The sequence below is a fragment of the Rhodoferax sp. genome, from assembly GCF_018780565.1.
Taxonomy (GTDB): domain Bacteria; phylum Pseudomonadota; class Gammaproteobacteria; order Burkholderiales; family Burkholderiaceae_C; genus Rhodoferax.
Window position 1 is genome coordinate 150,172 of the sequence record NZ_JADMJN010000010.1, and the last position, 24,488, is coordinate 174,659.

A 24,488-nucleotide genomic window follows, 5' to 3' on the forward strand; every position below is an offset into this window, starting at 1 on the left:
TGTCGACACGGACCTCAGGAGAATCCACTTTAGATGCCGAAAAACGAGAAGCAGGCGCATTCCCAACAGCCAAAACATCAGTCAGTCTCTTGCGCTTGTGGGTGAGTCCATATAGGAACGGTTAGCGGTCACGATGACCACCACGCCACCGATAGAAACGGCCCATTATGCTGTGGCAAGTAGACGAGAATTGCGCCATTTCCACAAGTTGGTCCACAACGCACGCCGACGTAACGGACCTCAACGGCGGAGACGAGTTGGCCAGTCCGGAGATTCCGCACCGCGGCAGTCCCCTTTTCCAGCAAGTTAATAATCAGGTAAAGGGAATCGTCCTTTAGCGGTTGTCGAAGCTGAACGCAATCGGTGTGTGTGTTGGCGGGTGCAGCGGATTCGAGAATCGAAGCGGCACGGTTACCGGCAATTAGCGCAAGCCGTTCAGATTCGGAATTCCACGAGCTTGGCTTCGCGTCGACGATACGGACGAGCTCCTTTCGTGCAAGAATGACCTCGACGCCATTTAATGGAAGCAAGATACAACTCGATGGCAACTCGGTCCGCAAGGGTACCGTGTATGTTTCATTGATATCCACACCAGTCGGCGGACGGACGGACTCGGCATTTAGCGAGAACGACATCGCGAAGAGAGCCAGAAGCGGTAGCAAACGACGCATTTATTAATCTCTAGCGTTTAGTTGACCGGACTCCGAAGGCGGTCCGGTCAACTGCAATGTTAAGACTCGGATTCACGGCTACGTGCCCTCGGTGATCCTTCGATACCTGACTTTGCGACCAACGAGGTTGTCGTTGACTACGAACTCGGATACCCCCACTGAGACGAGCGCAAAGGTCGCGTACCGCATGCTTCCGCCAGAGAATTGGCGACCGTTCTCTTGCAAAAAGCGGCGCTTGAGATTTGTGCCGTCATACGACCACTCTCCAGAGAATTCGCTGCGCTCAGATCGCCCCTCGGACGACGAAGTCAAAATGCGATCAAAAAATTTTCCGTCGGCGCCTAGCGTAAGCACGCGATGAAACTTTTCACTTTCGGCACTATCCTCTCGAAGCCAGGTACCAACTAGCTTGTTACGGGTCTCTTCAGTGCGGTTGCTATCGGCGCTTTCGCAACCAGCCGCAAGGAGTACAGCAAGGACAGATATAAAAAGCATCCGCACCATATAAGTCTTAACGAATGAAAGGGAGTTCCCCGTCCCCGGCGAGCCGCGACCGGTGGGGGTTGCGGTTTATGGCAACAGAGTGCCAAGACGGAGAGGCAAATCTTTTCATCAGCTCACTTGTTAAACAGAAGGGGGAAATCACGGCAATCGTAACCGTTGAAATCACCGCGCCAAGCTGCTCGAACTGATCGGCATGTTGGCCTGCTCTGACGCCCGGCAGGCAACGGTTGAGATCATGTCTTGGTGTTGAGGGCGAAAAGAGTCAATTATTTTGGTCAATCGCCACAGTTCTCTGGGGTCGCAACCGGCTCAACGCAATCAATGCCACGGTTCTCCCAGATGCCATATGACCATGGCATTCTTGAATGCGGTCTCGACGACTTTGTATGCCCCTACCAACTAGGCCTTCAAATACGCCGCCCGCCCGCCCAGCCAGCGCTGCACATGCTGATCCGCCAGCGCGGGGTGCTGGTCCAGCATGCGCGGCGCCGCCTCTCGCGCCCACTCCAACAAGGCGGTGTCGGTGGCCAGATCGGCAAAGCGCAGCATGGCCGCCCCCGACTGACGGGCGCCCAGAAACTCGCCGGGGCCGCGAATCTCGAGGTCGCGACGGGCGATCTCAAAGCCGTCATTCGTGTCCGCCATGGCCTTGAGGCGGGCACGGGCGGTTTCGCCCAGGCGCGGGGCATCGCCGGTGGAATACAAGAGCACACAAGCCGACGCGGCGGCACCGCGCCCGACCCGACCCCGCAACTGGTGCAACTGCGACAGGCCAAAGCGTTCGGCGTGCTCGATCACCATCAGCGAGGCATTGGGCACGTCCACCCCCACCTCAATCACCGTGGTGCTGACCAGCACACCCATCTGTCCGCTGGAAAACAGCGCCATCACCGCTTTCTTTTCAGCCGCGGGCATACGCGAGTGCAGCAAGCCCACCAGCACGCCAGGCAAGGCGGCGCTCAGGTGCGCATGGGTTTCGGTGGCGTTGGTCAGGTCCAGCGCCTCACTCTCCTCAATCAAGGGGCAGACCCAGTAGATCTGTCGGCCCTCGGCCAGTTGCGCGCGGATGCGCTGAATGACTTCGTCACGACGGGCGTCGTTCACCACCTTGGTGATGATGGGGGTGCGCCCCGGCGGAAGCTCGTCGATGGTGGATACATCCAGATCGGCGTAGTAGCTCATGGCCAGGGTGCGGGGAATCGGGGTGGCCGTCATCATCAGCAAGTGGGGCTCCTGCTCGGCATCGGCGAGCTTGCTGCGCAGGGCCAGCCTTTGGGCCACACCAAACCGGTGCTGCTCGTCAATGATGGCCAACGCCAGGTTTTTGAAAACCACCTTGTCCTGGATGATGGCGTGCGTGCCAATCACCAGTCCGGCCTCGCCGCTTTCAATCAGCGCCAGCGTTTCGCGCCGCTCTTTGGCTTTTTGCCCGCCGGTGAGCCAAGCGGTTTTGACGCCCAGGGGCTTCAACCAGTCGACCAGCTTGGTGAAGTGCTGCGCCGCCAGAATCTCGGTGGGGGCCATCAGGGCGCACTGCCACCCGGCGTCGATGCAAATCGCCGCAGCCAGCGCGGCCACCACGGTCTTGCCCGAGCCCACGTCGCCTTGCAGCAGGCGGTGCATCGGAATATGCCGCGCCAGATCGCGTGCGATTTCCTCGCTCACGCGCTGCTGCGCCGCCGTGAGGGTGAAGGGCAGCGCAGCCAGCAGTTGTTCATGCAGCGGCCGTCGCTGCGCGGGCTGGGTCGTGTCACGCAGGCTGTGCAGCACCGGCGCGCGCAGACGCTCGCGTTCGCGCTTGGCCTGCAACTGAGACAACTGCTGGGCCAGCAGCTCTTCACCTTTGAGGCGCTGCCATGCGGGATGGCTGTGGTCCTCCAGCGTGGCCAGCGCTACCGCTGGTGTCGGGTGATGCAAAAATGATAGCGAACTGCGCAGATTCCACGAGGGCCAGGGGCTATTTTTATCCAAAATATCCGCAGGAATGGTCTCCGACAGATCGGTGCGCTTCAAAGCCCCCATCACCGCTTTGCGCAGATAGGCTTGCGGCAAACCCGCCACCGTGGGGTACACCGGCGTCAGCGCCGTGGGCAAATCACCGCCTGCGGCGTGAAAGCTGGGGTGCATCATGGTCCAACCCATGAAGCCGCCTTTGATTTCGCCACGCGCCAGGATGGTGTTGCCCACGGCCAGCGCTTTTTTCAGCGCCGGGTAAAAAGTGAAAAACCGCAGGGTGCAGGTGTCCGACCCATCGTCTACCGTGACCAGCAACTGGCGCCGCCCGCCCGGACTGACCTCACACGCCGTTATCCGGGCCTCAATCTGCACCACGCTGCCTTCGCGCGCATCGGCCAGGCGGGTGATGCGGGTTTCGTCCTCGTAGCGCAGGGGCAAATGCAGTGCCAGGTCGATATCGCGCGCCAGGCCCAGCTTGTGCAGGGCTTTTTGCGGGCCGGACAATGCTTTGGCGGGCGGCTTGACGGGTGGCGGGGTCATGCGCCGATTTTGCCCGTTTACACGCCACCGATACAATTGCACGATTGCGGCAGACACCCCCCGGACCCGGAAATCCGCAGCACTGGCGTGCCATGCACACCGCGAACACACCGCTTTTTCCCCGCCGAGCAGAGGCCAGCAATTGTCGCCAACCCCGATGGGCGATCCAGACCTGCCGACCGATGACCTGTTACCTATCCGCTGATTGAAATCCACACCATGTTGACGATTACCCGCAAGCTTGAATTCGACGCCGGCCACCGCATTCCCGACCACAAAAGCCAGTGTCGCAACCTGCACGGACACCGGTACACCCTGCTGATCACGCTGACCGGCGCGGTGATTGAAAAAGACGGCGCCTCGGATGCCGGCATGGTGATGGACTTCTCTGACATCAAGGCGCTGGCCAAGGCCCATCTGGTTGACCTCTGGGACCATGCCTTTCTGGTCTACCGCCATGACAGCGTGATCCGCACCTTTCTGGACAGCCTGCCCGATCACAAGACCGTGGTGCTGGACTGCATCCCCACGGTCGAGAACCTGGCCAGCACCGCCTTCGATATCCTGAAGAATGTGTACCAGGACACCTACGGCACCGGCCTGTCCCTGAGCAAAATCACCCTGTACGAAACACCGAACTGCTGGGCCGAAGTGCACGCCGGCGACAAGCAGCCGATCTGAACCCGCCCACACCATGTCCACGACTTCCATCGGCGCCACGCGCGCCTTCACGCTCAGCGATTTCGACTTCGTATTGCCCGAGACCCTGATCGCCCAGCATCCGGCCCCCGAGCGCAGTGGCTCGCGCCTGCTGGACGGCACTCAAAACACTCCCGTCGATCGGACTTTCCGCGACCTGCCCACCCAGCTGCGCAGCGGCGACCTGCTGGTGTTCAACGACACCAAGGTGGTGAAAGCGCGCCTGTTTGGCGAAAAGCCCACCGGCGGCAAGCTGGAACTGCTGATCGAGCGGGTGCTGGGTGGCAATCAGGTGGCCGCCCACATGCGCGTGAGCAAGAAGCCCGAAGTCGGCACCACCCTGGCCCTGGTCGGAGCACCGGGCACCCACGACAACCTCAGCGCCACGCTGCTGGGCCGCTGGCCTGATGCCGACAGCCCGCTGTTTCGTTTTGTGCTGTCCAACGATGCCGGCGATGACCCGCACACGCTGATGGAGCGCCATGGCCATGTGCCGCTGCCGCCCTACATCACCCACACCGATTCGGCAGAAGATGCGGCACGCTACCAAACCGTTTTCGCCAAAAACCCCGGCGCCGTCGCTGCGCCGACAGCAGCGCTGCATTTTGACGAAGCCCTGCTGCAGCGCATCGACGCCATGGGTGTGCAACGCGCCAGTGTGACCCTGCATGTGGGCGCCGGCACCTTTCAGCCGGTCAAGACCGAGAACCTGGCCGAACACCAGATGCACAGCGAGTGGTACGAGGTGCCTGCTGCGACCCAGCAGGCTATCGCCGAGTGCCGGGCGCGTGGCGGCCGCATTGTGGCGGTGGGTACGACCACCGTGCGCACCCTGGAGTCATGGGCACAGAGCGGCCAGGCATCGGGCGACACCCGCATCTTCATCACGCCGGGGTTTCAGTTCCAGCTGATCGACATGCTGGTGACGAACTTTCACCTGCCCAAATCCAGCCTGATGATGCTGGTCAGCGCCTTTGCCGGCTACGAGCACATCATGGCCTTGTACCGCCACGCGATTGCACAGCAGTACCGGTTTTTCAGCTATGGCGACGCCATGCTTTTGGCACGCCAGGTCTGAACCTGCCTCAGCCGCCCAGATCCAGGTAGACCCGTCCGGCCTCCATCTTCACCGGCCAGGTTTTGACCGCCTCGGTGGCAGGGGCGCAGGTCGCGGCGCCGGTACGGATGTCGAAGCGCCCCTGGTGGAACGGGCACTCAATTTCATGCCCTTCGAGAAAGCCATCGCACAGTTTGGCGTGGCCGTGGGTACACAGGTTGTCCGTGGCGTACACCGCGCCGTCCAGGCTGTAGAGGGCAATGTCGTGGCCAGCGGGCGTCACGGCAATGGCGGCGCCATCGAACAGGTCGGTCTCGGCGGCCACATCGGTCCAGGTGGTGCTCATCAGTTGGCTTTCAAATCGGGTAAATGATGGAGTTCGGGATCATTTCGCTGTCGTAGATGCACAGCCTTTGCGCAAACTTGAGCCCCTGCGGGGTGCGCACGATGATGTCCAGATAGCGGCCCACATTGAACACTGTGCTGAGCCCATTGAGCTTGGTGCGAAAGACCGCGTAGTTGGACTCGCAGTGGATGCCGGCCTCGTCCCGCTGGCGGATCACCGGCGCGCCGACCACATGGCGCTGGTAGTAGGGGTCGTGAAACAGGGTTTCCTTGATACCGTACACGCGGTCTCTGAGCATCGCCTTGCTGTCGAACGCCAGTGTGGCCAAGGGGAAACCGCGTTCATGGTTTTCGCGTGGCTGCAGTTTGTAGATGGCCTTGTCGGTAAAGAACTCGGGCCACAGGTCCCAGTTGCCCGAGTCCACGGCGCTGGCGTAGTCGGCCTGCAACTGGGTCAACTCAAGGTATTCTGAAAAGTCCATCGGGTGCTTCATCATCACGCCTCCATCACCTTGCGCCAGTATTCGTACATGCCTCGGATCAAGGTTTCGGTGACCATGTGGTCGGTCTCGCCGACATCGCGCCCACCCAACTCGGCCAGTGCGCGGTGAAAGGGCTTTTGCTCAAAGCCCTGCTGCGAGAACTCGATCACCTCGCCGTCATCCGCTGACACAAAGCCGGCCGGGCCAAACAGGTTGGCCTGGCGCAGACGGCGCTCCGTCATCTCGGGGCTGTCATCTTCAAAGCCAAAGTGCGTCCAGACAAAGTCGAACGCGCCATGCCCATCGGGCTGAATGTGGCGCGTGGACACACTGTTGACCTGCTGCTGAAAGATCACGCTCGGAAACAAGGTGGTCATCACCGCCGTGGGGCCACCCCACCAGGGCTCAGGCACGATATCGAGGAAGCGCGGGTCTTCGAGCTGCATGCTTTCCTTGAAACTGCTGACCTGCGTCACCTGCCCGCCCTGCCCGGCGGCACCCCGCGTGGAAATCATGGCCGCATGGCGATGGTGGGCATCCATGCGCAGCTCCGACTTGTTGTCGGCCCGCCAGAGGCCAAAAGTCACGAACCAGGTGTGCAGCAGGCCGGGGTGGTAGGGGTCCTTGATGTTCTCCTGCATCAGCTTCCAGTTGCCGGGAATGCGCTGGCGGTTGTAGCCCAGAATGGTGAGCTTGCGGCCACTGAACAGCCGGTCAAAATAGCCCAGAATGGTGGGGCCCATGAAGTCCTCCAGCGACTCCACAGCGTGATCGAACGAGGCGAACACCACGCCACCGCGCACCGCCACCTTCAGAGGCGTCAGGCCATGGTCCTTGGGGTCAAAATCAGCCGGCATGCCACCGTTGACCTTGCCGTCCTGGCGCACGCCACGGCGAAAGGGCACACCCTGCAAATCGCCTTGCAGCGTGTAGCTCCACTGGTGGTAGGGGCAGACAAATTCCTTCTTGTTGCCATGGCGCTCGCGGCAAAACTGCATGCCGCGGTGGGCACAGACGTTTTCCACCACGTGGATCGTGCCGTCCGTGCCGCGCGTCATGATGACCGAGCGTTCGCCAACCACCGTGCGCTTGAAGTCACCGGATTCAGGAATCTCGGCTTCCAGCCCCACATAGCACCAGTGGTTTTTATAAAAAAAGCGCTCCAGCTCTTTTTTGTGGCGCGCTTCGTCGGTGTACACCGCAAACGGAATGCGGCTGGTGCCGCCCGCTTCCCACTGCAAGGCGTCCGGTGCGGCTTGCGTTTCTGCCTCCGGGGTGGATGCCAGGGTCATGAAAGTCTCCTCATTGTTCGAAGGCCATCATGACCAGGATGGCTATATTTGTAAATCAAGCAAACCGGATAATCTGTATTCACCACATAAATAATGAGCCGCCATGGAACTGTCCGAGATTGACCTGAACCTGCTGGTGGTCTTCAACCAGCTGTTGATCGACCGCAGCGCCTCTCGGGCCGCCGCCTCCCTGGGCCTGAGCCAGCCCGCCACCAGCAACGCGCTGCGCCGCCTGCGCCAGTTGCTCAATGACGAGCTGTTTTTGCGCACCCCCCGAGGCATGGAGCCCACGCCCTACGCCCTGCAACTGGCCGAACCTGTGACGCTGGCCATGGGCACGCTGCACAGCGCGCTGAACGTGCGTGCCTCTTTCGACCCCCACACCAGCAAGCGCACCTTCACGCTGGCCATGACAGACGTGGGCGAAATCTATTTCCTGCCGCGGCTCATGGGCATCCTGGCCCATGGGGCACCCGGCGTCACGGTGCGCACGGTGCGCGTGACGGACACCTTGCTCAAGGACGATATGGCCTCAGGGCAGGTCGATTTGGCGCTGGGCCTGCTGCCACAACTGCAGGCCGGTTTTTTTCAGCAAGTGCTGTTTCGCCAGGGCTATGTCTGCCTGATGCGCCAGAGCCATATGCTGGCCAGCCAGCCCCTGTTGAGTCGCGAGAGCTTCAGCCTGGCCGACCATGTGCATGTGCTGTCTTCCGGCACCGGACACGGCCAGGTCAACGAGGCATTGACCCGACAGGGCCTGCACCGGCGCATCCGCCTGACGGTACCGCACTATGTGGCGCTGGGCCATGTGCTGGCCAGCACCGACCTGATCGCCACCGTGCCTGAGCGCTTTGCACAGCAGGCCACCCAACCTTTCGGCCTGAGCACCCGGGCGCTGCCAGCCAGCCTGCCCGAGACCGCCATTCACCAGCTTTGGCACGCCCGTCTGCACCGCGACCCGGGCTGCCAGTGGCTGCGCGGCCTCATTGCCAGCACTTTTGGTGCCGAGGGGAGCAGTCCCACATCCATGGGGGCTCAGGCAGCCTTCTAAAATCGACGCTTGCCCACACGGGCCACTCCGGAACCCCCCATGCTGAAATTCGACCTGCTCAACACCGACCCCGCCAGTTACGCCCGCCGCGGCCAGCTCACCCTCAACCATGGCGTGGTCGAAACGCCGGTCTTCATGCCGGTGGGCACCTACGGCACGGTCAAGGGCGTCACGCCGCAAAGCCTGGAAGACATGGGTGCGCAGATCATCCTGGGCAACACCTTTCACCTGTGGATGCGCCCGGGCCTGGATGTGATGCAAAGCTTTGGCGGCCTGCACAAGTTTGAGAAATGGGACAAGCCCATCCTCACCGACTCGGGCGGCTTTCAGGTCTGGAGCCTGGGCGAGATGCGCAAGATTTCCGAGGAAGGCGTCAAGTTCTCCTCACCCGTGAACGGCGACAAGCTGTTTTTGACGCCCGAAATCTCGATGCAGATCCAGACCACGCTCAACAGCGATATCGTCATGCAGTTCGACGAGTGCACGCCCTACATATCGGTCGAGCCCAAGACCAAGGGCCAGCTCACCACCGAGGCCGAGGCACGCTACTCCATGGAACTCAGCCTGCGCTGGGCGCAGCGCTGCCGCACCGAGTTTGCCCGGCTGGAGAATCCCAACGCCTTGTTTGGCATTGTGCAAGGTGGCATGTTCGAGCACCTGCGTCAGGAGTCACTGGAACAACTGGTGGCGATGGACTTTCCTGGCTACGCCGTGGGTGGCGTGAGCGTGGGTGAACCCAAAGACGAGATGCTGCGCATCATGGCGCACACGCCGCACCAGCTCCCCATCCACAAGCCCCGCTACCTGATGGGCGTGGGCACACCGGAAGACCTGGTGGAAGGTGTGGCACAGGGGGTGGACATGTTTGATTGCGTCATGCCCACGCGCAACGCGCGCAACGGCACCCTGTTCACCCGCTTCGGGGATTTGAAAATTCGCAACTCGCGCCACAAAACCGACGAACAGCCGCTGGACGCCACCTGCACCTGCTACGCCTGCGCGGGCAGCCCCGCGGGAAGATCCTCCAGTGACAGCGGCACCAACTGGGCGCAGGGCGGTCGCGGTGGCTTCAGCCGCGCCTACCTGCACCATCTGGACCGCTGTGGGGAAATGCTGGGCCCGATGCTGGCCAGCATCCACAACCTGCACTACTACCTGAACCTGATGCGCGAGGTACGCGCCGCGCTGGACACCGGCACCTTTGGCCAGTTCCGCCAGCAATTCAAGGCGGACCGGGCGCGCGGCGTCTGAACGCGCCGTCCTGACTAAAAAGTTTCCCAGTCGTCGTCGCCACCTGCGGCAGCGGCCTTGGCTGCTGGCTTGGGTGAGGGTTTGGCCGCTGGCGGCGCAGCAGACTTGGCCGGTGCGGCCAAGGCCTGTGGCTTGCCTGCGATGGCCGGCTTCTTGGCAGGTGCCAGGCTGGAGCGAGCAGCCGCTGGTGCAGCAACCCTTGGAGCGGCGCTCTGCGCAGGCGGTGCCGAGCGACGCAAGCCACTGCTGCCCTGTGCCGGCGACAACTTGAACACCGCCACCGTACCCACCAGATCCTGCGCCTGCGATTTCAGGCTGCTGGCCGCTGCCGCCATCTCCTCCACCAGCGCCGCATTTTGCTGTGTCGCCTGGTCCATCTGGGTGACCGCCTCACCGACCTGGGCCACGCCCAAGGCCTGCTCATTGCTGGCCGCACTGATCTCGCCCATGATGTCGGTCACGCGGCGAATGCTGGTCACCACCTCGGTCATGGTGCTGCCGGCCTGGTCCACCAGCGTGGTGCCGTGCTCGACCCGCTCCACACTGGCATTGATCAGGGACTTGATCTCCTTGGCGGCATCGGCCGAGCGTCCCGCCAGGCTTCGCACTTCCGAGGCCACCACGGCAAAGCCCCGGCCTTGCTCACCGGCGCGGGCTGCTTCCACCGCGGCATTCAAGGCCAGGATATTGGTCTGGAACGCAATACCGTCAATCACGCTGATGATGTCAGAGATCTTGCGGGAAGACTCATTGATGCCTTTCATGGTTTCCACCACCTGGCCGACCACTTCACCCCCCTGGATCGCCACGGTGGACGCGCTCATGGCCAACTGGTTGGCCTGACGCGCACTGTCGGCATTTTGTTTGACGGTGGAGCTGAGCTCCTCCATCGAGGCAGCGGTTTCTTCCAGTGCGCTGGCTTGTTGCTCGGTCCGGGCGGACAGGTCGTTGTTACCCTGCGCAATTTCCGCACTGGCCGTGGCAACGCTCTCCGAGCCCTCCCGCACATTGGACACCACCCTGGTCAGACTGTCCTTCATCTCAACCAGTGAGTTCAGCAGTTCTGCGATCTCATCCTTGCCCGTCGCGTTCACTTGCGTAGTGAGGTCGCCTTGCGCAATGGCATGCGACAGTTCGTTCGCCTGCGCCAAGGCCCGGCTGATCCCGCGGATCAGGTAAAACCCGGCAATTCCGGCCAACAACACACCCAGCACGATGGATACAAACGACGCCAGCCGGATGGTGTCATAGCGACTCAGTGCGCCGCCATACTCGGCCTTGGCCTCGTCGAGCTGGATCTTGATCAAGGCTGTCATTTTCTCGAACGTCGGACCGTACAGCGCGGGAAGCACCACATTGGCAATGCGTTGTGCCTCTTTCAAGTCATTGGCGCGCAGGGCAACCAGGGCCGGACGCAGACCTTCAGCAACAAAACGACCCCGCGCCACGGCAAACTGCTTGGCAGTTTGTTCTTCGTCCGCGGTCAGTTGGGTCGCCATGTAGGCCTCCCAGATCTTGGTGATGCCGGCAATATTGGCTTCCACACCCGCACCGTTCTTGGCGACCACCTCAGGCGTACCGTCCAGGGTCGCAGCGGCTACCAGAAAGCCATTGGTCAGCATGCGGCGCTGGATCTCGGCCAATTGCCCCAACGCCACGGTGCGGTCTTCGTAAACCGTCTGCAGTGCCGCATTGCTGGCAGAGATTCCGCGCAAGCCCAATCCGCCGACAGCAATGAGCAAGACGGACATCAACCCCACCAAAAGCATCAATCGCGTAGAAATTTTCATGGCAGTCTCTCCCCAGACGAATTAAAAATGAAAATCGAACTCATACTAATCCTGTGTTGTAAATACCGTCAATACGCCGGTATATCCATACAGGTGATTGCGGGCGATCTCGCCGCCGGCAAAAAAGCCAACCAGGGGGACATCGCCCAGCGCCCGGCGCACAATTTGCAACTCCGCACTGGGCCCACCAAAATGCGCCCCACCCCGGCCCGAGCAACTGACATAAATAGCGCCCGCAATACCGCGCGCCGGATGCGGCGCAGACTCAGCCTCCGAGGCGGCCAGTGCCATGGCAGCCTCGACCGGCAGTTCTTCGGGTTCCAGTTCTTCCCGAATCTCGGCACACACCCGCATCAAGTCTGCCTTGGCAGCCTGGGCGTTGCGCTGGCAAAACGCCAGTTGCATGCCCACTGTCAGCTGTTCGGATACCGCAACGCCACGACGTGCCGGGTCCAGACCGATGATGTGGCGCACGGTCACGTCAGCGCCAAAATTGCCCGTGCGCCCCACCGCAACACCATCACTGGCCAGCCCCCCACTGTCAGCCGGTTGCATCAGGCCCACCAGGGTAGCGCGCACCACCATCAGTGCCTGTTCGGGTTGATCCAGAGACACGCCCAGATCGCGCAACATCACATCCAGCGCCGGCTGGCCATCCAATGAAGTCACCACATTGTTTTCGGCTGCGGTCACCGTATAGGCCCTGGAAACCGGCAGGCACCCCTGCGTGACTCGGGACACAAGGTTCACACCTTCGCCAAACGCGACCCCGCTCAGACCACCGGTAAATACACCACCCGCAGCGCCTTGCCCGCTGATGTTGCCATTGCCGCCGATGGCAAACTGAACCGATCGGGACCGGCTGGCGGACAGTCCCCCAAACAGATAGCCCGAGGAGGTGCGAGCAGCCATCTCCACGATGAGTTCAGGCAGGTCCTGCGTCGCAGCGTCCGCATGAATCAAGGCCGTATGCGCCTCAAACCCCAGCCCCAGCGGCGCCACGCCGGAGAACACCCGATATTGGTCACTGGGCAGTTCGCACAACATCACGGCCAGCGCCGGCTCATCAAAATACTCAACGTTGTTAGACGCGATGCCCACCCCCACGGTACCGGACCAATCGGTGATTTCCGGCAACTCGGCGCTGAGGTGATCCAGAATGTCCTGGGCCTGTGCGGCGTAATGGTCAGTGATGTACAGCAGCGCCAGTGTGGGGTTGCTGGCGTAGCCGTGCAGCGCCATCTGGGCGCGCAGTTGCGCCAAAACCAGACCAGCCGCCATGCGCCACTGCGGGTGCGTAGCGTGCCCGTAGGGAAACAGCTTCATCGGCGGGGCTCGCAGGTCGGCCTTCAGCCGTTGCGGCTACCAGTTTTGCGCGCTGCTTTTTTGGCTGGGGCGCGTGCCTTGACCGCACCACCGGCGGCCCGCTTGGTCGCCTTGACCGCTTCCTTGGCAAAGCCTGTGGCCATGTTCTTGGTGACGTCCATCGCCGTATTCTTGCCCGCGTCTTTCATGGCGCTGGCGGCGATTTGCTGGAACTGCTGTGTCAGGGAACCCCACAACTGCATGGGATCAATCATCCCGGACACGCCCGCCGGCTTGGCCGCATTGCGCACGGATTTGGCAATATCGCCCGCGCCGCTGGCCACACCCGAAATAGTCTTGGCAGTCGAAGCCGCTTTTTCAGTGACGCGCTGCACGCCGGTTGCCACCGAATCCGCGGCCTTGAGCTTCAGTGCGTTGGCCACATCGCCCATGTTGAAATTCATGCCCTTGAGCGTGGCCAGCGTCATCTTCTGCACTTCCAGCGCCTGTACCGTGGCGCCCAGGGCTTTGGCATTGGCATCAAGCCAGAAATGCACCGCTTTCAACTCCTCAATGCGCTTTTCCAGTTCTTCCACATTGAACGTGGGGGCCACCCAGTTGGACAGATTGGGCATCTGCGGAATGTTCTGCGACGCCCCCTTGGCCAGATTCTGGAGAAAGTCAAAACCGGGAACGAATTTACCGAAACCAGAGTCTTTTGAATCACTCATATTGTCTCCAAAGGGGTTGCCGACATTGAACTGCCGACAGCTTACCGCAATGTGAAGCGAATGGCGATGCCCTTTTGAGCCCCGGCCCGACTAATGCTTGTGCGCTTCCATGGCGGCTTTGCCCTCGGCCTTGGCGTTGGGCGCCGTCACTGACACGGGCACCTTGAGATCCACCTTGCTCTCTGCTCCTTTGCCATCCTTGAACACGAGGGTCAGGGGCACGGTGCTGTCCTTGGGCAAAGCCGCCTTCAAGTCCATCAGCATCAGGTGGTAGCCACCGGGTTTGAGCTCCACGGTCTTGCCCGCTGGCAAGTCCAGCGCAGGCATCGCGCGCATCTTCATGATGTCGCCCTCCATTTTCATTTCATGAACCTCGGCCACGCCGGCCACCGGGGACGTCACACCCACCAGCCTGGCGCCATCCCTGGCGGTGATTTTCATGAAGGCGCCGGTAGCCATCTGGCCCTGCACCGATGCGCGAACCCAGGCATCCCTGACTTCCACGGTTTGGGCATGGGCAGTGCCGCAAGCCAACGTAGCCATCAAGGCCAATGTCTTCAATTTCATATGTTTCTCCTAAAAAATTAACAAACTGACAAAACCATTCAGTGCTGATGCCCCACGGTCGCGGATTCAATGATCTCCAGCAGGGCAGCGGGTGATTTCAGGCCCGCAGCAGAAGTTCCGCTCACCGGCACCTCCGTCCAGCTCAGGCGCCCCTTCTCGCATGTTTGCAACACCTTGAACCACATCGGGCCAGCTTGGGCCGGCAGGGTGCCACGCAACACGAATTCATCAAACCAGGCATCGGGCAACCAGTTGTCTGGGCTGTTGGCGCTCCAGGTGATCTCTGCCACATCTTCGCTGATGCGTTTGCCGTGGCTGTCGTAGGGCTTGTCCAGCCTGGCGATGCTCGTGCTCAGGGTCCACCCGGCCTTGGGCATCGGCTTGGCACCCTGAAATCCAGCGGGAATGATCACTTTGACAGCCGTGGTGGGCGAGCCCTCGCAACCGTGGCTGATGCGCAATGCAGCCTTGTAGCCGCGCCCGGCCAAGGCCGCGGGCTCATCCAGAACCACGTGGGAAAAAGCAGCGGGGCCTCCCATCAAAATGGCGCTGGCAGCTATTATTTTCGTAGCAATTGAAGTTTTCATCATGTCTTTCATGGGTAGGAATTTAAACGGGGGGAGGACAGGCGTGCGCGATCAGCCTTACAAATCAAACTTCAACTCAGCCACGTAGCTGCGCTGCGGATAGGGATGGAAGTTCCAGTAGGCGTCGTTGTTCACGTTGTCGATCCCCAAGGAGGCGGTCCACTGTTTGCTCACCACGTAGCGCAGCCGCACATCGGCAGTGCAATACGCGCTCACACCCTGGTAAGTGCTGCCATTCACGTCCGCGTTGTTCAGGGTGCGGAACTGCGGCCCGCTGTAGCGTACGCCCAGCGACGCACTCCAATGGTCATCGAAGCGGTAGCTGGCCAGCGCAGTGGCGCGCCAGGTCGGAATATTGGGCTGCTGTTTGCCCAGGGTGTCACCTGCCACCGCTACAAACCCGGTGTTTTCCTTGATGAGGGAATCGGCGTAGGTGACGCTACCCGACAGGTCCAAACCTTTTTTGAAGACGTCATTGCCGCTGTACGCCACTTCCAGGCCATTCGTCCGGATGCGCCCGATGTTTTGCACACGACTGATGTTCTTGTTGGCCAGCGGGTCAAACGTGGTTTGCGAATACAGCGAATCCCGCGTGTCTTCGGCAAAGAAGGTGAAGCGCCATACGCCGTGCCCGAGGTCTTTCTCGACGCTGAGTTCGGTGGTCCACGATTTCTCCGGCTTCAGGTTGGGATCGTTGAGGTACTGCGAGTTCGTGGTGGAAGTGGCGCCATACAGCTCAGCCACCGTAGGCATGCGCACGGCCCGCCCCAGCGAGCCCTTCAGCACCGTGTCGCTCGCCCATTGGTAAGACAAGGCCGCCTTGGGCGACAGGAAGTTTTCGCTGCGTCTGGCGTAGGCTGCATTGGCGGGATTGCCAATGCCAAAGGTGGTGAAGCCGTTGGAGGCGGTCCAGTTTTCCAGCCGGGCACCCCATACAGTTTTCCAGCGGGGAGCGAACGCCCAGGCGTCTTGCGCATACAGGCTGCGCAAAGCCGTTCGACCCCCCACCTCGCTGGCCAGTGTGCCGGGGGCGTCATTGAGCCAATTGCCCGTGATGCTGGACGTGAGGTACTTCAAAACATAGCTGTCCTGCTGGACACCCAGATCAACAACGTGCTCACCCCTGGCCCCCTGGGGACGCCAGATGCCCTTGAGCGCCAGCGTGCTCCAGCCGGTGCCGCTGCCATCGGCGATCGTGCCGGCACCCCCTGTCGCGGCAGTCGGCAAGGGGTTGGCGGCGGCGTTCTGGCGCTTGGTATCTTTGCCGTAGTCGTACAGGCTGGCGGCAACTTCCCAGTCCCACACGCCCTGGGTGTGGCTCTTGACCGACAGGCCGTGCATGGTGTGCATGAGGCTTTCGTTGGTCAGCGGAAAATCAGCCCCTGTCAAAGCCTGGGCGGCGGTGAAGGCAAGGCCGTTGATGTTGATGCTGCCGCTGTACACCGGCTGTCCGGCGGCATTGCGCAGGTACGAAACCGGGCGCCCCTCTGACGTGTTTTGCCAGATACCCAGGGTGTAGCTGGCCCGCACACTGGGCGTGATGTGGTAAGCCAGCTTGAGCTTGGCATGGTCCTGCAGGGTGTGGTACTCGGTGCCGGTGCCCATGATGTAGATCGGCGCGTTGGCATTGTTGCGCTCAGCCACCGCGCCCTTGACGGCCGTCCCAGCCGAGCCCGCCACACCGGCACTCAGCAGTCGCGTCGGAAAAGTCAGCGGCTGTCCATGGCTGTCGGTATGGTTCAGGTTCACAAACCAGGCCCAGTCGCCATGCATGTTGCCCAAGGAGACGCTAGCCTGCGTGGCGCTGTAGGTAGTGTTGGTGTGGTACAGGTCGAAGGGCTGTGACACATAGCCCATCTTGGCATGAGCCTCGAATTTCGTCGGCATGCGGGTGACATAGTCCACCACCGCCCCCACCGAATTGCCTGCGTAGGCCGCAGAGAAGGGGCCGTACATCACATCCACCCGCTCAATTTCCTCTGGCGTCACCAACCCCCAGCGCGGCGGAAAACTCAAACCCCCGACGCCATTGCCCAGGAAGTTGGACAGCAAAATACCGTCCGCATACACCGCAGAACGCGCGCTGTTGCCGGTACCCGAGGCGCGACTGGAAAGGATCGCGTGGTTGTAGTCACCGATGTAGCGCTTGCGCACCAACAGGCTGGGAAAGTACTTGAGCGCGTCTTCGCTGTCGGTGGCGTTGATGGTCTGCTCGATCTGTTCACGCGTGATGCCTTCAATGGTGGTGGGTATCTGGGTCGGCAGCGAGGTCGGTTGGCCGCTGTTGATAGTGACAACGCCCAAAGACTTCGCTGGCGCATTGGCGAAAGCGTGGTCAACAGGGTTCGATTGCGCTTGCGCAGCAGCAGAAAATGCCGCGAGAAACGAGACAGGAAAGGCCACGGCAAGCGCCAGGGCAAGACGAATTTTCCGCACGAAAGATCTCCAGAAAACCAAAGAAGCGAGCCGCCAGCCCTTTTGCAAGGGGTTTAAGGCGCTATGAATTCAATAGCTCAGGAGAAAGCAGGAGGGCCGCGCGCCGGCAAGGGCGGGGCAATGAGGGAAGCAAGATGGGCCGCCGGAATGCTTTGCAGCACATAGGCCAGGGGCTGCACCGGTTCTACGCTCAAGCGCACCGCTGGGGGTGGGGCACTCACAGAAACACAGAGCGGACAATCCATGGAGCGACTGGAGACTTCCTTGGTGCCGTCGTCGGTTTTAACCAGCAACTTCATCACGCCCGAACCCGAGCAGATCAGCTCCATGGCCTGCGGCTTGACGATGGGCGAGGCGATGGCCACCCCAATGGACAACGCAAACCACACCAGCACGAAGCGGGCGATCAGGTGGGCGTTGCGCAAAGTTTGCATGGGCTGGATTATGCGTGATGACTGGTTCAGGCCTGCGCAGGCGGTTCGGCAGGGGCCACAATCACGCGGTTTCGACCACGGTGCTTGGCGTCGTACAGCGCAGCATCAGCCCTGCGCGATGCCGAGCGCTCGTCATCCGCGAGATCCATATGAACCAGCCCGATGCTGATCGTGATGGTGCGTTTTTTGCCGTCGTATTCAAAAGGACTTGCCTCGACCGCGCGGCACATCCGTTCGGCCGCCCGCTCCGCCAGCTCCGGCTCGGCAAGCAAAATAATTCCAAACTCTTCGCCCCCGGTGCGGGCGACGAGTTCCCCCGCCCGGACCTGCGCGCGCAGGATGGATGAAACATGGCACAGGGCGCGGTCGCCCGCGTCGTGCCCCCATTCGTCGTTCACACGCTTGAAGAAGTCAATGTCGGCCGTGGCAAAACTCATCGCCCCCGACTCGCGCTTGCGCCGGGCTACTTCGCGGGCAAACGCCTCGCGCAAGGCCAGGCGATTGGGCAGACCCGTCAAGGCATCTGAGCTGGCCAGCTGCTGTAGTCGCCACTCGCTCATGGCGGCGGCGTACTCGCTGACACTGAGCAAGAGGACGAAAAGAATCAGACAACTCCCCACGACCACCTCACGCAAGAGGGCCTGGGTGCCAAGGTCAATGAGTGTCAACGCAGGCAATGCCGCCACGCCTCGCAGATCCATATAGATGAACAAGCTGACGTTGACGATGAACAGGATAGCGCCGGAGCGCCATTGGCCGGCAGGGAAGATCAGGGGCGTCATGATGGCCAGCGCCAGCAAATAGTAATGAAGCGCAAGCGCCGTGCCTTGAACACAGAAAATGTTGAGCAGGATCTGTGCCATTGCCAGCAAAAAGAACACCCACTGCGCCAGGAACGGCCGCCCCTGCCGGTTGAGCAGCCACACCAGCGGGTACAGCACGGCGAATGGACTGTGCAGCCAGCCCCCCCTCAGGAGCGCGGCGTTGCCGCTGCTCCAGAACGCCAAACTGGTCACCAACGCAAGGGCTGCGCCCAGCAAGGCCACCAGGTTGACCTGCGTGATCTTGCGTTGCTGGCTCGACACCAGTGTGTGTTCTCCGCCCATTGACAGCCACTGCAAGCCCTTGCGCCACAAGCGCTCGGGCAGACGAGGATCACCGGGGTCAAAGCCAGGCGCGTCGGCCATGTCTTAAAACTCCGGCGCCCTGCGCTCGCGCAGGCTGGCCAGCCCCTCGTGCACATCGGGTCCGCCAAAACCCATGAATTCGAGCGCCAGTGAGGTGTCAAACGATGGGCCAGCCTGGCGCAACCAGTTGTTGAGCGCATATTTGGTCCAGCGAATGGCGGTCTGGCTTCCGCCAGCCAGCCTGTCGGCCACTTCATAGGCTTTGGGCAACAACTGATCTTCTTCCACGGCCAGCGAAACCAGTCCGATGCGTTCAGCCTCTTCCCCGCTGATGGGCTCGCACAGCAGCAGGTAGTACTTGGCCTTGGCCATGCTGCACAACAGGGGCCAGACGATCGCCGCATGATCACCGGCGGCAACGCCCAGACGGGTATGGCCATCGACAATTTTGGCCGTTTTGGTAGCAATGGAAATGTCGGCCAGCAAGCCCGCCACCAGGCCCGCGCCCACCGCCGGGCCATGCATGGCACTCACGATGGGTTTGTCGCAGTTGATGACGTTGTAGACCAGGTCGCGCGCCTCTTTCCAGACGCGGCTGCGGATCTCGAAGTCACTGGCCATGTCCTGCACCAGCGCCAGATCACCGCCGCCCGAAAAGCCCATGCCTTCCCCACGGAGCACGGCGCAGCGCACCGTATCGTCCGCCCCGACATCGCGCCAGATTTCACTCAATTCCCAATGCCCCTTGTGCCCCGAGGTCGGCAGCTTGCCATTCTCGGCGCGCATCTGGATGTCAAGGACTGCGTCATTCACACCGCGGCGGGTGATGTTCAGTGTTTTATAGCGTGAATAGTCCATGACAGTCTCTCTCAATTGTGGGGGTTCCGGACGGTTCATTTTCCCCGCTTTGTGCAGAGATGTCGCCTCCCGTTTGCGCCAGAGTCTTGACTTTGATCAAAGACGAGTGCCGTGGGCCAGCGCATGATGAGGCATCTTTTACCCGGAGGCTCCCCCATGACAACACAATTGACCGCTCCCTTCAAGGAACAATTGCTCGCCCAACGAGCCAGCCTGCTGGAGCAATTGCACACCCTGCGCGGTGGCGATGTCAGCCGCGCCGAGGCCTCGGCAGATCATTTTGAAAGACAGCAGGATTCCACCGCACAGGTGACCACGGCGCGCGAACTGGAATTCGCCCTGGACGAGCGTGAAAAAGCCGAGCTTGATCTCGTCGAGGCTGCCTTGAGCCGCATCGAAGCCGGAACCTATGGTCAATGCACCGACTGCGGCGTGCAAATTCCTGCGGCGCGCCTGCATGCGGCGCCAGAAGCGCCCCGCTGCATCAGTTGCCAGGAGAAGACAGAGTAAAGCGATCCAGGGCGGCTCAGACCACGTCAAGGCCTAGCGTTTGGCCCGTGCAGCGGGCGTATCGGGCGCGACGATTTCCTGCTCGATCGTGCCAAACATGCTCAGGCCATCGCGGCCTTTCATCTCAAGCCGGATCGTGTCGCCGTATTTCATGAATTCGGTGGCAGGCTTGCCATCCTGAATGGTTTCGATCGCACGCTTTTCAGCGATGCAACTGTAGCCATGCGTCCAGTCCTTGTTGCTGACCGTGCCTGAGCCGATGATGGAACCGGCACGGACATTGCGCGTTTTACAGATGTGCGCAATCAACTGACCGAAATGGAAGGTCATCTCGGGGCCGGCATCGCACATCCCCACCTTGCGGCCATTCCAGGTGCTTTGCAGGGTCAGGTGCAAACGCCCCTTATCCCAGGATTCACCCAGCTCATCCAGCGTGACGGCAACCGGGCTGAAGGCCGTGGCCGGTTTGCTCTGCAGAAATCCAAAGCCCTTGGCCAACTCCGCCGGAATCAGGTTACGCAAACTCACATCGTTGGCCAGCATCACCAGACGGATGCCATCCAGCGCCTGCTCAGGCGTAGCGCCCATGCGCACATCCCCGGTGATGACCGCAACCTCGGCTTCAAAGTCAATGCCAAAGGCTTCACTGGCGCAGACCACATCGTCGCAGGGACCGATGAAATCATCACTGCCACCCTGGTACATCAAGGGGTCGGTGTAGAAACTGGCGGGAACTTCCGAATCGCGGGCCTTGCGCACCAGCTCCACGTGGTTGATATAGGCTGAGCCATCGGCCCACTGGTAGGCGCGCGGCAGTGGCGCCATGCATTGCTTGGGATCAAAGGGAAAGGCATGGCGGGCTCGACTGGCGCTGGACGAGCCTTCAGCAGTGCGATTGAGCGTCTCGTAAAGATCCTGGAGCTGAGGGGAAATGAAGTTCCAGTCATCCAGCACCTGCTGCATCGTGCTGGCAATACCCGTCGCATAATGCGCGGTGCTCAGGTCACGCGAAACGACGACCAGTTGCCCGTCACGGGACCCGTCTTTGTAAGTGGCAAGTTTCATATCAAATCCTGGAAAATGGCAGTTCAAAAGCCGGTTGAAGCAATTACGTATTGTTAAACTAGTTTACCTAAACATAATGCGTGAAATTCTAATGGCCACCGAAAAGACTCGCGCAGGTATCCAGTCGGTTGAAGTCGGCTTCGGGCTGCTCGATGTGCTGGCCCGGGCGGGCGGCCCTCTGATGCTGCGCGACCTTGCCGCCACCGCAGGCATGAGTGCGGCCAAGGCGCATCGCTATCTGGTGAGCTTTCAACGCCTTGGCCTGGTGGTGCAAGACGCCGCCACAACGCTTTATGACCTGGGACCCGCCGCACTCCAGCTCGGGCTGGCTTCGCTGGCCCGGCTCGACGCGGTGAAACTGGCGCGCGAACGCGTGGGCCCGCTCATGCTTCAGATCGGCCACACACTGGCACTGGCCGTCTGGGGCAATCAGGGCCCCACCATCGTGCACTGGGAAGAGTCCCCGCGCGCCGTCACCGTCAACCTGCGGCTGGGCGATGTCATGCCCCTGCTGTCCTCGGCGACGGGGCGCTGCTTTGCTGCGCACATGCCCAGAGAAGCGATTGCCCCCATGTTGGCGGTTGAACTGGCACAGGCTCAAAAGGCGGGGCAGGGCAACTTGCCGCGCACACAGCGCGAATTCGCCGACGTGCTGGACGAGGTGCGTCAACGCGGTCTGGCACGGGTGGAAAACACGCTGTTGCCGGGCGTTGCGGGCTTTTGTGCCCCGGTGTTCGATTTTGATGGTCACATGGTGCTGGGCATCGTCGCCATGGGTTCGGTCGCCACCATCGACGCTGCGTGGGACGGTACCGTGGCCACCGCCCTGCGCGCGGCCGCCTCGCAATTGTCACGGGACCTGGGGCAGACGGCCTGATGCCCGCGCCGAGTTCCTTCACCTTGCCACTCAGGACCCTCCTGGCCCTGACGGCCGTCGTGCTGCTTGCGCACCTGGCACTGTTGCAAGGTACCCCCATGACTCTGGGACTGGACCAACCCCAACCGAATCTGGCATTCAATACCCGCACCATTGAAGCAACACCCATCGCACGGCCCCCGGCACAACCGCCAGTGACACCAGCCGCGCAAACGACACGGCCACACCCCACGCCAGCCCGACAGGAACGCAGCGAGCCCGGCGAAACACCCCACGGGCCAGACGCCGGGGCTCAGCCGGTAGCGACAGTGCCTGAGCCCCTCCCCGCAGCAGCCCCCGCGCTGATACCGCCCAGCACACCGGCAACCGAAGTGGCCAAACTGGACCCCGTTCCACGCGATCCGGCGCTTCCCGTCATGGCCTACACCGTGCCCGATTCCATGCGTTTCAAATACAAAGTGGAAACCAACAAATTCCCATTCAGCCTCCATGCAGAGCTGCTGTGGAAACAGGATGGAAAAACTTACGACGCGCGACTCGAAATCAGTGCATTCGGACAAAGCCGCGCACAAACCAGCCGCGGGGACATCGGCCCCCAGGGCTTGCTGCCCATCCGGTTTTCCGACAAATTTCGCAGTGAAGTCGCGGCCCACTTCAATCGGGAACAAGGCAAGGTCACCTTCAGCGCCAACACGCCGGATGCCCCCCTGCTACCTGGCGCGCAAGACCGTTTGAGCGTCCTGATACAGCTCGGGACCATGATCGCAGGCGCCCCCACCCATTTCCCGACCGCCACCACCATCGCCATTCAAACCATCGGTCCACGCGATGCAGACACCTGGATATTCACCGTCGAGGGCGAAGACAAAATTGCACTGCCGGGTGGCGAACTCTCCACCGTGAAACTGATTCGCAATCCGCGCAAGGAGTTCGATCAGAAGGTTGAGTTGTGGCTGGCCCCCAATCTGGGGTATTTGCCAGCCCGCCTTCGCATCACTGAGTCCAATGGGGACTTCATCGATCAAAAGCTGCTGACTTTCGAGCCCCAAGCCTGAACCAATCACCGCAACCGGGAAACACTTGCCCCTTGAAATGACACCGCGCGCTGCCACCTGCAGGCAAAGGACGATTAAGGGATAATTGAAACATGCACACGCTTTACGACTCTGACACCTACTCTGTGACGCACATGCTGGCCAATGCCGAACCGAAAGTTGAGGCCTCCGGCATCAAAGGTGCGCAGGCAGAAGCAGCGAAGCCAGTGCCCACATTGGCGCGCCACGGTTTTGAGATTGTGGACAAACGAGCCAACAAAGAGGTCTATCTGGACGGGTCTTGGGCGGAGTTGTTTCAACAGCACATTTCGGCCTGGCAGCAAAACACGCCAACCCAGGAAGAAGTTGAAGACACGCTGGAGCAGTACGCCGAACTGGCGCAAAACCCGGTCGTCGTTCACTAAGACAGCCCGGTGCACCCACCCCGGGCCTATTGATGATGGTCAATCGTCTTTGGGCCTTCGCCGCCTTCTTGGCCTTGTGGGGCTGTGCCACACCCGCCCCGCCTCCTGACCCGGCCCAGGCCGAGCGCCTCAGCCAGTTGCAGCAGTTGCTGCCGGCCGATGCCATTTTGCTGGGTGAACAACACGACGCACCGGACCATCAACGCATTCACCGCCTCGCCGTCGAAACCCTGGCGAGCCAGCAATTGCTCGCTGCGGTAGCGATTGAAATGGTCAGCGCCGGCCAATCCACGGAAAAACTGGCATCCACGGCCAGCGAGACACAAGTGCAAGCCACCCTGCAATGGAACAACGACCTGTGGCCCTGGTCGGCCTATGGCCCGGTGGTGATGGCCGCAGTGCGCGCCGGTGTGCCGGTGATCGGCGCCAACCTGCCCACGGCGCGTCTGCGCGAGGCCATGGCAGATACCAACCTGGACCGACTCCTTTCGGGCCCGGCATTGAAGGCCCAGCAACAGCAAATTCGCCTGGGCCACTGCGATTTGCTGCCGCAGCGCCAGATTTCACCCATGACCCGCATCCAGATCGCACGCGACGTCTCCATGGCCCAAGTCCTGGCCGCAGCGACTCGGCCCGGGAAAACCGTTCTGCTTCTGGCCGGCAGTGCCCATGTGGATCGCACCCTGGGCGTGCCACTGCACTTGCCACCGGGCTTGAAGGTCAGAACGGTCCTGCTGCACACCACACCATCCCTGGATACCAACCCGAGCGCCACCGGGTTTGATCACCGCTGGCGCGCCGACGCAGCGCCTGCAACGGACTACTGCGCCAAGCTCCAAGCCCGGCAATTCGACAAGCCTTTGCGATGACAAAGCTCAAAACACTGCCCCGCAG

23 protein-coding genes are annotated in these 24,488 nt (G+C 61.4%); 9 read left to right on the forward strand and 14 right to left on the reverse strand.

The features are described 5' to 3' along the window. Positions 1-1,574 precede the first annotated feature (1,574 nt). Positions 1,575-3,671 (reverse strand): ATP-dependent DNA helicase RecG, encoded by a 2,097-nt coding sequence (gene recG, locus IV109_RS14695; protein WP_296697921.1) that lies wholly within the window; start codon positions 3,669-3,671, stop codon positions 1,575-1,577. 219 nt (positions 3,672-3,890) lie between these two features. Here recG and queD point away from each other — a divergent pair, with 219 nt between their 5' ends. Continuing rightward, entirely contained in the window at positions 3,891-4,352 is a 462-nt protein-coding gene (gene queD, locus IV109_RS14700; protein ID WP_296697924.1) for a 6-carboxytetrahydropterin synthase QueD, read from the forward strand. A gap of 13 nt (positions 4,353-4,365) precedes the next feature. Further along, the gene (gene queA / locus IV109_RS14705) at positions 4,366-5,448 is read left to right on the forward strand and encodes a tRNA preQ1(34) S-adenosylmethionine ribosyltransferase-isomerase QueA (RefSeq protein ID WP_296697926.1); all 1,083 of its coding nucleotides are present in this window, start codon (positions 4,366-4,368) and stop codon (positions 5,446-5,448) included. Positions 5,449-5,455: 7 nt separating this feature from the next. Here queA and IV109_RS14710 read toward each other — a convergent pair whose 3' ends face one another. Genes IV109_RS14710 through IV109_RS14720 form a run of 3 tightly spaced genes read right to left on the reverse strand, consistent with a single transcriptional unit; the run spans position 5,456 to position 7,546 of the window. Then, positions 5,456-5,773, reverse strand: a complete 318-nt coding sequence (locus IV109_RS14710; protein WP_296697928.1) for a non-heme iron oxygenase ferredoxin subunit — start codon at positions 5,771-5,773, stop codon at positions 5,456-5,458. Between the two features lie 10 nt (positions 5,774-5,783). Beyond that, a complete protein-coding gene (locus IV109_RS14715) occupies positions 5,784-6,266 on the reverse strand; it encodes an aromatic-ring-hydroxylating dioxygenase subunit beta (protein ID WP_296697930.1) in 483 nt (160 codons plus the stop codon). Positions 6,267-6,268: 2 nt separating this feature from the next. Continuing rightward, positions 6,269-7,546: an aromatic ring-hydroxylating dioxygenase subunit alpha gene (locus IV109_RS14720; protein WP_296697933.1), complete on the reverse strand. Its 1,278-nt coding sequence runs from the start codon at positions 7,544-7,546 to the stop codon at positions 6,269-6,271. 103 nt (positions 7,547-7,649) lie between these two features. Between IV109_RS14720 and IV109_RS14725 the strand changes: the two genes are divergently transcribed. Beyond that, a complete protein-coding gene (locus IV109_RS14725) occupies positions 7,650-8,597 on the forward strand; it encodes a LysR family transcriptional regulator (protein WP_296697937.1) in 948 nt (315 codons plus the stop codon). Positions 8,598-8,636: 39 nt separating this feature from the next. Continuing rightward, the gene (tgt, locus tag IV109_RS14730; RefSeq protein ID WP_296697940.1) at positions 8,637-9,848 is read left to right on the forward strand and encodes a tRNA guanosine(34) transglycosylase Tgt; all 1,212 of its coding nucleotides are present in this window, start codon (positions 8,637-8,639) and stop codon (positions 9,846-9,848) included. 14 nt (positions 9,849-9,862) lie between these two features. On the opposite strand, the gene IV109_RS14735 is transcribed toward tgt, so the two are convergent. From IV109_RS14735 to IV109_RS14775, 9 genes are all read right to left on the reverse strand, one after another. Further along, on the reverse strand, positions 9,863-11,638 hold the full coding sequence (locus tag IV109_RS14735; protein ID WP_296697943.1) for a methyl-accepting chemotaxis protein: 1,776 nt from the start codon (positions 11,636-11,638) through the stop codon (positions 9,863-9,865). Between the two features lie 45 nt (positions 11,639-11,683). Next, entirely contained in the window at positions 11,684-12,964 is a 1,281-nt protein-coding gene (locus IV109_RS14740) for an FIST C-terminal domain-containing protein (protein WP_296697946.1), read from the reverse strand. Between the two features lie 23 nt (positions 12,965-12,987). Beyond that, positions 12,988-13,674 (reverse strand): PhaM family polyhydroxyalkanoate granule multifunctional regulatory protein, encoded by a 687-nt coding sequence (locus IV109_RS14745; RefSeq protein WP_296697949.1) that lies wholly within the window; start codon positions 13,672-13,674, stop codon positions 12,988-12,990. 90 nt (positions 13,675-13,764) lie between these two features. After that, positions 13,765-14,241: a copper chaperone PCu(A)C gene (locus tag IV109_RS14750; protein WP_296697951.1), complete on the reverse strand. Its 477-nt coding sequence runs from the start codon at positions 14,239-14,241 to the stop codon at positions 13,765-13,767. A 38-nt stretch (positions 14,242-14,279) separates the two neighbouring features. Then, a complete protein-coding gene (locus tag IV109_RS14755) occupies positions 14,280-14,828 on the reverse strand; it encodes a YcnI family protein (protein WP_296697955.1) in 549 nt (182 codons plus the stop codon). 57 nt (positions 14,829-14,885) lie between these two features. After that, a complete protein-coding gene (locus IV109_RS14760) occupies positions 14,886-17,264 on the reverse strand; it encodes a TonB-dependent receptor (RefSeq protein ID WP_296697961.1) in 2,379 nt (792 codons plus the stop codon). Between the two features lie 77 nt (positions 17,265-17,341). Then, a complete protein-coding gene (locus IV109_RS14765; RefSeq protein ID WP_296697964.1) occupies positions 17,342-17,698 on the reverse strand; it encodes a DUF2946 family protein in 357 nt (118 codons plus the stop codon). 26 nt (positions 17,699-17,724) lie between these two features. Further along, positions 17,725-18,885, reverse strand: coding sequence for a GGDEF domain-containing protein (locus IV109_RS14770; RefSeq protein ID WP_296697966.1), 1,161 nt, complete (start codon positions 18,883-18,885; stop codon positions 17,725-17,727). 3 nt (positions 18,886-18,888) lie between these two features. Next, complete coding sequence (locus IV109_RS14775; RefSeq protein ID WP_296697970.1) at positions 18,889-19,683, reverse strand: enoyl-CoA hydratase/isomerase family protein; 795 nt, start codon at positions 19,681-19,683, stop codon at positions 18,889-18,891. 156 nt (positions 19,684-19,839) lie between these two features. Between IV109_RS14775 and IV109_RS14780 the strand changes: the two genes are divergently transcribed. Beyond that, a complete protein-coding gene (locus tag IV109_RS14780) occupies positions 19,840-20,193 on the forward strand; it encodes a TraR/DksA family transcriptional regulator (protein ID WP_296697972.1) in 354 nt (117 codons plus the stop codon). Positions 20,194-20,226: 33 nt separating this feature from the next. Here the strand turns inward: IV109_RS14780 and IV109_RS14785 are convergent, their stop codons facing one another. Next, the gene (locus tag IV109_RS14785; RefSeq protein ID WP_296697975.1) at positions 20,227-21,258 is read right to left on the reverse strand and encodes a fumarylacetoacetate hydrolase family protein; all 1,032 of its coding nucleotides are present in this window, start codon (positions 21,256-21,258) and stop codon (positions 20,227-20,229) included. Positions 21,259-21,334: 76 nt separating this feature from the next. Here IV109_RS14785 and IV109_RS14790 point away from each other — a divergent pair, with 76 nt between their 5' ends. From IV109_RS14790 to IV109_RS14805, 4 genes are all read left to right on the forward strand, one after another. Further along, entirely contained in the window at positions 21,335-22,135 is an 801-nt protein-coding gene (locus IV109_RS14790) for an IclR family transcriptional regulator (RefSeq protein ID WP_296697978.1), read from the forward strand. A 23-nt stretch (positions 22,136-22,158) separates the two neighbouring features. Next, on the forward strand, positions 22,159-23,190 hold the full coding sequence (locus tag IV109_RS14795; protein ID WP_296697983.1) for a DUF3108 domain-containing protein: 1,032 nt from the start codon (positions 22,159-22,161) through the stop codon (positions 23,188-23,190). 92 nt (positions 23,191-23,282) lie between these two features. After that, complete coding sequence (locus IV109_RS14800; RefSeq protein WP_296697987.1) at positions 23,283-23,594, forward strand: DUF3567 domain-containing protein; 312 nt, start codon at positions 23,283-23,285, stop codon at positions 23,592-23,594. Between the two features lie 35 nt (positions 23,595-23,629). Next, a complete protein-coding gene (locus IV109_RS14805; protein WP_296697991.1) occupies positions 23,630-24,463 on the forward strand; it encodes a ChaN family lipoprotein in 834 nt (277 codons plus the stop codon). Positions 24,464-24,488: the final 25 nt, after the last annotated feature.

What these genes read in the sequence shown, in the direction of transcription:
- IV109_RS14740 (WP_296697946.1), bottom strand. Translation starts at nt 12,964, where the DNA reads ATGAAGCTGTTTCCCTACGGGCACGCTACGCACCCGCAGTGGCGCATG.
- queA (WP_296697926.1), top strand. Translation starts at nt 4,366, where the DNA reads ATGTCCACGACTTCCATCGGCGCCACGCGCGCCTTCACGCTCAGCGAT.
- IV109_RS14805 (WP_296697991.1), top strand. Translation starts at nt 23,630, where the DNA reads ATGGTCAATCGTCTTTGGGCCTTCGCCGCCTTCTTGGCCTTGTGGGGC.
- IV109_RS14775 (WP_296697970.1), bottom strand. Translation starts at nt 19,683, where the DNA reads ATGGACTATTCACGCTATAAAACACTGAACATCACCCGCCGCGGTGTG.
- IV109_RS14765 (WP_296697964.1), bottom strand. Translation starts at nt 17,698, where the DNA reads ATGCAAACTTTGCGCAACGCCCACCTGATCGCCCGCTTCGTGCTGGTG.
- IV109_RS14745 (WP_296697949.1), bottom strand. Translation starts at nt 13,674, where the DNA reads ATGAGTGATTCAAAAGACTCTGGTTTCGGTAAATTCGTTCCCGGTTTT.
- tgt (WP_296697940.1), top strand. Translation starts at nt 8,637, where the DNA reads ATGCTGAAATTCGACCTGCTCAACACCGACCCCGCCAGTTACGCCCGC.
- IV109_RS14780 (WP_296697972.1), top strand. Translation starts at nt 19,840, where the DNA reads ATGACAACACAATTGACCGCTCCCTTCAAGGAACAATTGCTCGCCCAA.
- IV109_RS14720 (WP_296697933.1), bottom strand. Translation starts at nt 7,546, where the DNA reads ATGACCCTGGCATCCACCCCGGAGGCAGAAACGCAAGCCGCACCGGAC.
- IV109_RS14710 (WP_296697928.1), bottom strand. Translation starts at nt 5,773, where the DNA reads ATGAGCACCACCTGGACCGATGTGGCCGCCGAGACCGACCTGTTCGAT.
- IV109_RS14770 (WP_296697966.1), bottom strand. Translation starts at nt 18,885, where the DNA reads ATGGCCGACGCGCCTGGCTTTGACCCCGGTGATCCTCGTCTGCCCGAG.
- IV109_RS14715 (WP_296697930.1), bottom strand. Translation starts at nt 6,266, where the DNA reads ATGAAGCACCCGATGGACTTTTCAGAATACCTTGAGTTGACCCAGTTG.
- IV109_RS14785 (WP_296697975.1), bottom strand. Translation starts at nt 21,258, where the DNA reads ATGAAACTTGCCACTTACAAAGACGGGTCCCGTGACGGGCAACTGGTC.
- IV109_RS14725 (WP_296697937.1), top strand. Translation starts at nt 7,650, where the DNA reads ATGGAACTGTCCGAGATTGACCTGAACCTGCTGGTGGTCTTCAACCAG.
- queD (WP_296697924.1), top strand. Translation starts at nt 3,891, where the DNA reads ATGTTGACGATTACCCGCAAGCTTGAATTCGACGCCGGCCACCGCATT.
- IV109_RS14800 (WP_296697987.1), top strand. Translation starts at nt 23,283, where the DNA reads ATGCACACGCTTTACGACTCTGACACCTACTCTGTGACGCACATGCTG.
- IV109_RS14750 (WP_296697951.1), bottom strand. Translation starts at nt 14,241, where the DNA reads ATGAAATTGAAGACATTGGCCTTGATGGCTACGTTGGCTTGCGGCACT.
- IV109_RS14755 (WP_296697955.1), bottom strand. Translation starts at nt 14,828, where the DNA reads ATGAAAACTTCAATTGCTACGAAAATAATAGCTGCCAGCGCCATTTTG.
- recG (WP_296697921.1), bottom strand. Translation starts at nt 3,671, where the DNA reads ATGACCCCGCCACCCGTCAAGCCGCCCGCCAAAGCATTGTCCGGCCCG.
- IV109_RS14735 (WP_296697943.1), bottom strand. Translation starts at nt 11,638, where the DNA reads ATGAAAATTTCTACGCGATTGATGCTTTTGGTGGGGTTGATGTCCGTC.
- IV109_RS14790 (WP_296697978.1), top strand. Translation starts at nt 21,335, where the DNA reads ATGCGTGAAATTCTAATGGCCACCGAAAAGACTCGCGCAGGTATCCAG.